We start from the raw sequence: 7,306 nt of genomic DNA, 5'->3' as shown, positions 1-7,306 counted from the left end.
AAAGATACAAATCTTTTTTACTCTCACAAATCTTATCTCTAAAAATTTAAAAGTTTTTTTTCGATTCATATCTTTATTAAGTCTCAGTTATCTCTCGATAACCACACCCTTAATAAAAGCATCTCTTAATGTTCTCCGCTTATCTAAAAGCTCCTCTGCGCTACCTAATAACTCTCGTTTTTCAGTGGGGCAAAAGTAGAACTTTCAACCAATACAAAACAAACTAATTTAACATAAAGTTTATATTTATTTAATATTTAACGGTAACATGTTGGTTTGGTGGAGAAAAAATTTATTGGAGCTTGGGTGAGGAATGCCAGATGATGTATTACGACTGAATGGTTGCTTTTTGAGACGGAAGATGAAATAAAAAATATGAATTTATAAATTATGGAATGCGAGAACAGGTGAGTCGGGAATTGAAAGAATAAGCGTCACTCCTACGGAGCTCAAATCTTTTGATCATAATAATTCTACAAAGGTACCGCTCCGAGGGAGCTTAATATTTTGTAAAATTATTGATATATACGTAATATGATGATGGAATATCGTTTAGGGAAAGTTTGAAACAATCCTAAATAGGAGAACAGGAAAAGAATATTTGATTTAGAGATTTTAGAATAATCAAAAAAAATTGAAAGGAAAACCTATTAGCCAGAAGTATCGCTCCGAAGGAGCTGTAAATCCCAACCGTAGTCTTATTCTACAAAGGTTTCGCTCCTAAGGAGCTTTGTTTGATCGAATTTTTTTTGGGAAATGTATTATTATAATGGGTGATAATTTGTTTTGAATTCATAATTACTTCTATATATATATTGTAAAAAGCTCTTAATAACAAGTTTCGTTTTGATACAGATTTTAATTGTGACATTCAATGTATGTAATATTGCAAAGCAATTAACATTAAAGTCTTTGTATTTTTTATTAAATGAAATACCATTGTCTATTTTAAAAGAATAGCATTTATTATAAAAACTTTGTTTTTATTAATAAAAAACGCAAGGCTATACAAAGAATTATAAAAAGACACTGATATTAAGCTAAACAAAGCCGTTTCACTTATTTTCGAAAGACAATGATCCAAAATGCACAACGAGTTCTATGATATAGTATAAGTCAGAATGTTGAATTCCAAATATTGAAGTTAAATTATTAAATCCCGCCTAAATGCCGAAGCATTAGCCCCGATCGACACGACATCCTTTTGTGATGAGGAACAATGAGCAAAAGATACAGTGGAGAGCGGGATAAAGCTCCCTAAAAAATACCCCAGAAAAGTCTGAGGTAAAATATATAGTTGTTTTAATATTACTTTTTTAAATTTCCCGAATACTATATACTAAGCAAAAACAGACATATAAAGCAAAAAAAACTCACAACTTCTGTTGTGAGTTTAAGTGAGCGCGTCAGGATTCGAACCTGAGACCGTCTGCTTAGAAGGCAGATGCTCTATCCAGCTGAGCTACGCACCCATTTGTAATTTTAAGAAATTACTAACTTTTTGAGTGGAATTATTTCAACTTTGACCGTCCTAAAAATCGGAACGTTTTATCCAGCTGAACCATGAATCCATTAGCAATTTTGAGAAAATTACTAAAACAGTCGGGGCGGCAGGATTCGAACCTGCGACCTCCTGGTCCCAAACCAGGCGCGATGACCGGACTACGCTACGCCCCGATTAGGTCATCTTAAAACAATATTACCTTGTTTTTTGTGGGTGCAAAGATATACTATTTTTTGATAATTAAAAATAAAAATTGAAATAATTTTAAGTTAAATTTTCAAATCAAAGCAATTACAAATATAAATTTTTGAAAATCAAACAATTATAAACTAGGTAGAAATAATTAAAATTTTAAGATTTTTATGAGATAAAAATTAAAAAACCATCTAATCAAAGGAAATATACAATTCCATATAATAACTCTTCAAAGAATATCACTATTCAGATATTTTTTACAAAATGAATTTCAAAATCTTTATGTTTTTCCGTAAGTTAGCGCTATAAAACACCAAAATGTTTAAACAAATACTTTTTTTATCGCTAATTCTTATTTCAAGCTTTGTTTATTCTCAAACGAAGCAATATGAAGCTCCGGACTATAAAATTATTCGGGAAAATATTGAAAATAAAGATTCGGAATTTTATTATCCAAAACTAATGAATCAATTGAAAGCAAGCGATACGCTCATTACCGATGACCAATATAAATATTTATATTTTGGTTATACTTTTCAAAAAGAATATCATCCGTATCAAATCTCCGAAGAAGAGAAAAAATTAACCAAATACTTTCAAAGTCAGGATTTAAAAAAGTCAGATTATGCTGAAATTATTAAAATATCTAATGCAGCTCTAAAAGAATTCCCACTTAATCTACGTGTGATGAATTTTCTGGCTTATATCTATCATTTGGATGGTAATGAAGCGATGTCAAAGAAGATTTCGCATAACTTTTACGGTTTATTTGGCGCAATTTTCAGGTCTGGAGATGGAAAAGATTGTAATTCGGGGTTTCATGTCATTACAGTTAGTCATGAATATGTAGTCATGAATGTTTTACAGTTGGAAACCCTTTCGCAAAGTTTAGATGGCAATTGTGATTATTTAAGTTTAGAAAAAGGAAAATATAAATTACCCGGAGTTTATTTTAATATTACAAAACTCAAAGAAAAAGGGTTTGGGTTTGGATTTTAATTTTTAATTCAAAATAAATATACATCAATGAAAAAAATACTTCTTGGGTTTATCATAATGCTTTCTACATTGGCATATTCCCAGAATGAATTGGCAACTTCTTATGCTGAAAAAGGCAGAACCCTTGTAATGGAAAAAAAATACCAGGAAGCTGTAGAAAGTTTCGACAAAGCAATTGCTATTAATCCTAAAAGTGCATTGGTTTTTCATCATAGAGGTTTGGCAAAAGCAAATCTTAAGGACGATTCGGGAGCAATTTTAGATTATAATGTCTCAATAAAGCTTGATGATACAGATTTTGAAGTATTTTACAACAGGGGTGTTTCAAAATATTATTTAAAAGATATAGAAAGTGCCATAAAAGATTTTGATAAAAGCATTTCTTTAAAATCAGATTTTGCAAACTCTTATTTGTTTAGAGGCTATTCTTATATTGAACTTCAAAAATATTCTGAAGCAGTTAAAGATTTAGACAAAGGTCTTCAGCTTAATCCTAAAAGTGGAAGCGGTTACATCAATAGAGCAATAGCTCACATTATGATTGGGAAAAACAAAGAAGCACTTGATGATGCTGACAAATCTATTTTATACAATCCTGATGATATTCGCGGTTATAATATAAGAGGACAAGCAAAAGCAATACTGGAAGATTATAAAAGTGCTCTTGAAGATTTCACAGAAGTAATCAATAAAAAACCAGATGATGCAAAAGCTTTTTTTAACAGAATGGCGGTTAGACTAAATTTGGAAGACAAACAGGGAGCTTGCTCTGATTATAAAATGTTGAAAAATTTGGGCGAAAAACCAAATAGTGAGATGGAGGAATACTGTAAATAATATTAATGGAGATAAAAACCATTTAAATATAATTTAATACTATTATTTTTTATACATAAAAAAAACAGAACACTATACTTTTGTAAAGCACAGTGTTCTGCTTAAATTTTATTTTACAAATGAGAATTGATGAGAATTATACTCCCGGCCAAATACCCTCGTAAGCAGAGTTACCATAATTGATTTTTTCTGCACTGATGATAAAGCTGATCAGCATTGAATTTTCGTCAACTGCATCAAAGTCTACTTCGTGCTGAATGACATATCCGTTTTCCCAATTTAAAGTAATCAATGTACCTTCTTCGTGAGATTTATTGAAAGTAACTTCACCTGAAGTTGGTTTGTATTTCCCATTAAGCAAACTTTCTAAAATTTCAGATTTCTCTGTAGCTTCAATAGTTAATTTAATGATAGCGTTGGATGGATCTGAAGCTACACGTCCTGAAACGTCTGTAGATCTCGATACGCTGTAGTTAAGCTTTAGTAATTTTTGACCTTCGCTTCCGTTGAATTTTAAGATTCCTCTTGAATTTGCTGCCATAATGGTAAATTTTTAAAAAATTAATATTTGTGATTTGGTTGATTCAAAGATAGAGCCATTAAACTCTTTAAAAAGGATAAAAAAGATAAATCTCAGTTTTTGTAGTAATACTACGATTTGATGTAGTAATACTACGACTTTTGAATTTTAAATAACAAAACCCTTTATTTAAAAGGGTTTGTGAATATAATTTTTAAATAATTTCACTTCATTTGGATTAAATTTTAAGAAATATTTAAGAATATTTAGAAAAATTAATAAGTAGAGATTTGTACTAAAATGAAGTTTGATTACCTTTTTAAAGGATTAAGTTCATATTCTTTATCATCTAATTTTTCGCCAGTTTTTCCATCGAGAATAACTTTTCTAAAAATATATGTTTTACCATCAGCTTTAAGTTTTCCCGTGTTCCAGGTTAACTCCCAAACATATTTATTGTATTCTTTGGATAATTTCTTTGAAATCTCACCTGTTTTATGAAAATCGACATTGTTTTTTTTACCAAATTTTAAAACCTCATCAAGACTAAAAGAATAATTTTCGTCTTTATTTTCTGTTTTAGTTAAAGCACCATTTTTAAAATATTCCCACTTCCCTATCTCAAGACTGTTTCCGAAATAAAACTTTTTCGATTCTAAATTTCCGTTTTTATCGAAGGTAAATTTAGTTTTATACCTGTCTTTGCCAACAAATTCTTCAACGTAATTTTCAACAATATTGCGGGAATATCCATCTTCTACATATCCGTCTTTAATAATATGATACTGCTTTACAAAAACATTTTCATCTTTTTGAAATCCTTCGTACAAAGGATTTTTTTTTAGGTTCGATTCATATTTTTCAATATCAAATTTTGTTGCCTGCATATTTTTATTGCTAATTGGTGTACTTTGCTGAAACGGTTCTGATTTACTTTTTTCACAATTATTAAATAAAATTGTGAAAAGAATTATTAAAATTACTTTCATCAGTGAATCATTTTTTTTAATATATCCCATTGCCATTTATAGGTTTGTTTTGCAATAATATCGGTCGTCTGAGAATAATAATCCATAATATTATCTGTTTTAAATTCTTCAAAAGTTATCGGACTGCTGTTATCAAATGTATGAAATAACCCGATTGCATGCAAAAGCTCGTGAGTTGCCGTTGTTTTTACATTTTCAAATCCCACACCGGCAGCGGTTGCTGTATCTTTCAAATTTAAAACAAACACCGTTCTTGAAGGAATATCTTCTGCTTGACCCAAAAGATAGGTTCCATCGCTTTGCTGAATAACTTCTGAGATAAAATAAACTTTATAAAAACTGTCATATCTACTTCCAACTACACTTCCGTCGGGAAATTTTGCCGCCCGAAGTTTAGCATCCAAATATTGATGAATTCCTGTTCCGCTTCTTAATTTAGGAATAAAATTACGATCATTGGAAAGATTGATATTGATGCTTTTTACATCCACATTAATGTAGGCCTGCTTCATATATTTATTCAACCTTGGAATTTCATCCGTTGTGCTTCCTCTTCCTGTTTGTGAAATAACGGTAACAAATAAAACCTTTCCCTGCTTTTGATGAGCCGCACTGTTTGCCATAATTTTCAATTTTCCGCAAACTATATCATCTGCTAAAACTTCAATTATTTGATCTGTTCTAAATTCTTTCAGACAAGTAATTTCAAGATAGTTGTCTAAAGTATATTTACCTTTTTTGATCGTAATTTCGCTTGTATTAAATTTAAAATAAGTGTTTTTATCGTTTGCTGATTTTTTGTGCTGAACAGTTAATTTTTCAGGAAGCTCTTCTATTTCAACTTTTAAAGATAATTTATGAGATTTTCCTTTATAAATCGTCATATATGGAATGAGATACAAAAAAGGATTACCATTAATTTTAGGTTTCCAAGGAATAGACATCGTATTGAATTTGTTTAAAAGCTTTTGGTAAACACTGCTTTTTTTTACAAAATTATAATTGACATCATATTGTCCTGTAATATTTTTATACCAAGTATCACCTTTCGTTCCTGTGTCTCCTAGACGTAACCAATCAAAGCCAAATTCTCCACTCCATTTTGCGTGAGGGCGGAACTGTACCAAACATTTTGCCTGAATTTCTCCTGCAGGAGGTTGGGAAGCATTGCCATAACTTACACCGTTATCAGATCCTTTTTCAGATACAACTTCAGCAGCATTATCAATGATATTACTTTGAGAATATATACTGAAATCTTTTTCAATAACTTCTATTATTTTACCTTTTACAATCCTTGTCCTACTCATGTTTTAAAGGTATTAATGGTTTTTGCTTCGTTCACCACTGTTGTTTTGAACTTCATTCTGCGCATGTTTAGTGATAGATCCGTTTGAGCTTGTTTCAATTCCCTGATCAGAATTAATCATGGTTTTGCCCTGCTTTACTTCGCTTGTAACATCACCTTCAATCATTTCCGTAAGTTTTCCGGTAATAAACATACTTGTATCTCCCATTACGGAAGTCATTTTCATTGCTCCAACACTTTGGGTATTATTCATTCCGATGGTATCAGATTTATTAACACCTACAGAAGTCGTCATATTTTCTGTTACATTGATATTCATATTTCTACAATTCAGCGTCATCGTTTCCGGAGCTGTAATCGTAATATTACTTCCTGTGGTATCTAAATGAATTTCATTTCCACTTTTATCAGTAATAATAATACTTTCATCTTCTGTAAAAACTACTCGGTGACCACTTCTTGTCTGAATAGATTTCACGCGGTTATCCATTCCTCCCCCCAATCCAATTCCTCCATGAAACATTCCTCCCATTACAAAAGGTCGGTCAGGATGATTGTGTACGAAATTTACCATCACCTGATCTCCAACTTCAGGTATCGCAACATAACCTCGGTTTTGAGTGATTTGATCTGTTCCTCCCGCATCGGGACTCATCATTCTGATAAAATGGGTCGTATCACTGGTTTGCCAATCAAACTTTACCTGAACCCTTCCCTGTCCTTCCGGATCTGCGTTGGAAATAACGGTAGCAATCTGTGGTTGAGCGATTGGAACGGTGAACTCAGGTTTTGGTAAAAATCCTGTATCGGAGGCTATTCCGTTAAAACTTCCGGTATAATGACCGATTGTATCGATTTCATGCGTTGTTTCTGTCACCATGATTCTTGTGAAATACGAAGTTTCATTCGTGTCAACTTTTCGCATTTCAATGTCTACTGAACATCCCGGATGT

The 7,306-nt window shown here is 31.5% G+C and carries 6 protein-coding genes and 2 tRNA genes; 2 read left to right on the top strand and 6 right to left on the bottom strand.

All coding sequences use genetic code 11. From position 1 onward, the window contains the following. Window positions 1–1,398 precede the first annotated feature (1,398 nt). Together OEA66_RS20275 and OEA66_RS20270 are read right to left on the bottom strand one after the other, a co-directional pair. Window positions 1,399–1,472 (bottom strand) — tRNA-Arg (locus OEA66_RS20275). Window positions 1,473–1,602: 130 nt separating this feature from the next. Then, window positions 1,603–1,677 (bottom strand) — tRNA-Pro (locus OEA66_RS20270). A 340-nt stretch (window positions 1,678–2,017) separates the two neighbouring features. Between OEA66_RS20270 and OEA66_RS20265 the strand changes: the two genes are divergently transcribed. Beyond that, entirely contained in the window at window positions 2,018–2,698 is a 681-nt protein-coding gene (locus OEA66_RS20265) for a DUF4919 domain-containing protein (RefSeq protein WP_267283123.1), read from the top strand. A gap of 27 nt (window positions 2,699–2,725) precedes the next feature. Next, complete coding sequence (locus tag OEA66_RS20260) at window positions 2,726–3,535, top strand: tetratricopeptide repeat protein (RefSeq protein WP_267283122.1); 810 nt, start codon at window positions 2,726–2,728, stop codon at window positions 3,533–3,535. Between the two features lie 136 nt (window positions 3,536–3,671). Here the strand turns inward: OEA66_RS20260 and tssD are convergent, their stop codons facing one another. From tssD to OEA66_RS20240, 4 genes are all read right to left on the bottom strand, one after another. Beyond that, window positions 3,672–4,076 carry a type VI secretion system tube protein TssD gene (gene tssD / locus OEA66_RS20255; protein ID WP_267265259.1) on the bottom strand — a complete coding sequence of 135 codons (405 nt, stop codon included), beginning with the start codon at window positions 4,074–4,076 and terminating at the stop codon, window positions 3,672–3,674. 290 nt (window positions 4,077–4,366) lie between these two features. Then, window positions 4,367–5,044: a hypothetical protein gene (locus OEA66_RS20250; protein WP_267283121.1), complete on the bottom strand. Its 678-nt coding sequence runs from the start codon at window positions 5,042–5,044 to the stop codon at window positions 4,367–4,369. Then, the gene (locus OEA66_RS20245; protein ID WP_267283120.1) at window positions 5,044–6,354 is read right to left on the bottom strand and encodes a zinc metalloprotease; all 1,311 of its coding nucleotides are present in this window, start codon (window positions 6,352–6,354) and stop codon (window positions 5,044–5,046) included. Before OEA66_RS20245 ends, OEA66_RS20250 begins: the two co-directional genes overlap by 1 nt. A gap of 12 nt (window positions 6,355–6,366) precedes the next feature. Next, a partial coding sequence (locus OEA66_RS20240) for a phage baseplate assembly protein V (RefSeq protein ID WP_267283119.1) occupies window positions 6,367–7,306 on the bottom strand: 940 nt, incomplete at its 5' end.

The organism is Chryseobacterium luquanense (assembly GCF_026460945.1).
Classification (GTDB): domain Bacteria; phylum Bacteroidota; class Bacteroidia; order Flavobacteriales; family Weeksellaceae; genus Chryseobacterium; species Chryseobacterium luquanense.
Note: the sequence above shows the minus strand (reverse complement) of the source record. Positions and strands in the feature narration are given on the sequence as shown.

Bases quoted from the DNA above. Each gene is read 5' to 3' on its own strand.
- OEA66_RS20265 (WP_267283123.1), top strand. From the start codon at position 2,018: ATGTTTAAACAAATACTTTTTTTATCGCTAATTCTTATTTCAAGCTTT.
- OEA66_RS20250 (WP_267283121.1), bottom strand. From the start codon at position 5,044: ATGAAAGTAATTTTAATAATTCTTTTCACAATTTTATTTAATAATTGT.
- tssD (WP_267265259.1), bottom strand. From the start codon at position 4,076: ATGGCAGCAAATTCAAGAGGAATCTTAAAATTCAACGGAAGCGAAGGT.
- OEA66_RS20245 (WP_267283120.1), bottom strand. From the start codon at position 6,354: ATGAGTAGGACAAGGATTGTAAAAGGTAAAATAATAGAAGTTATTGAA.
- OEA66_RS20260 (WP_267283122.1), top strand. From the start codon at position 2,726: ATGAAAAAAATACTTCTTGGGTTTATCATAATGCTTTCTACATTGGCA.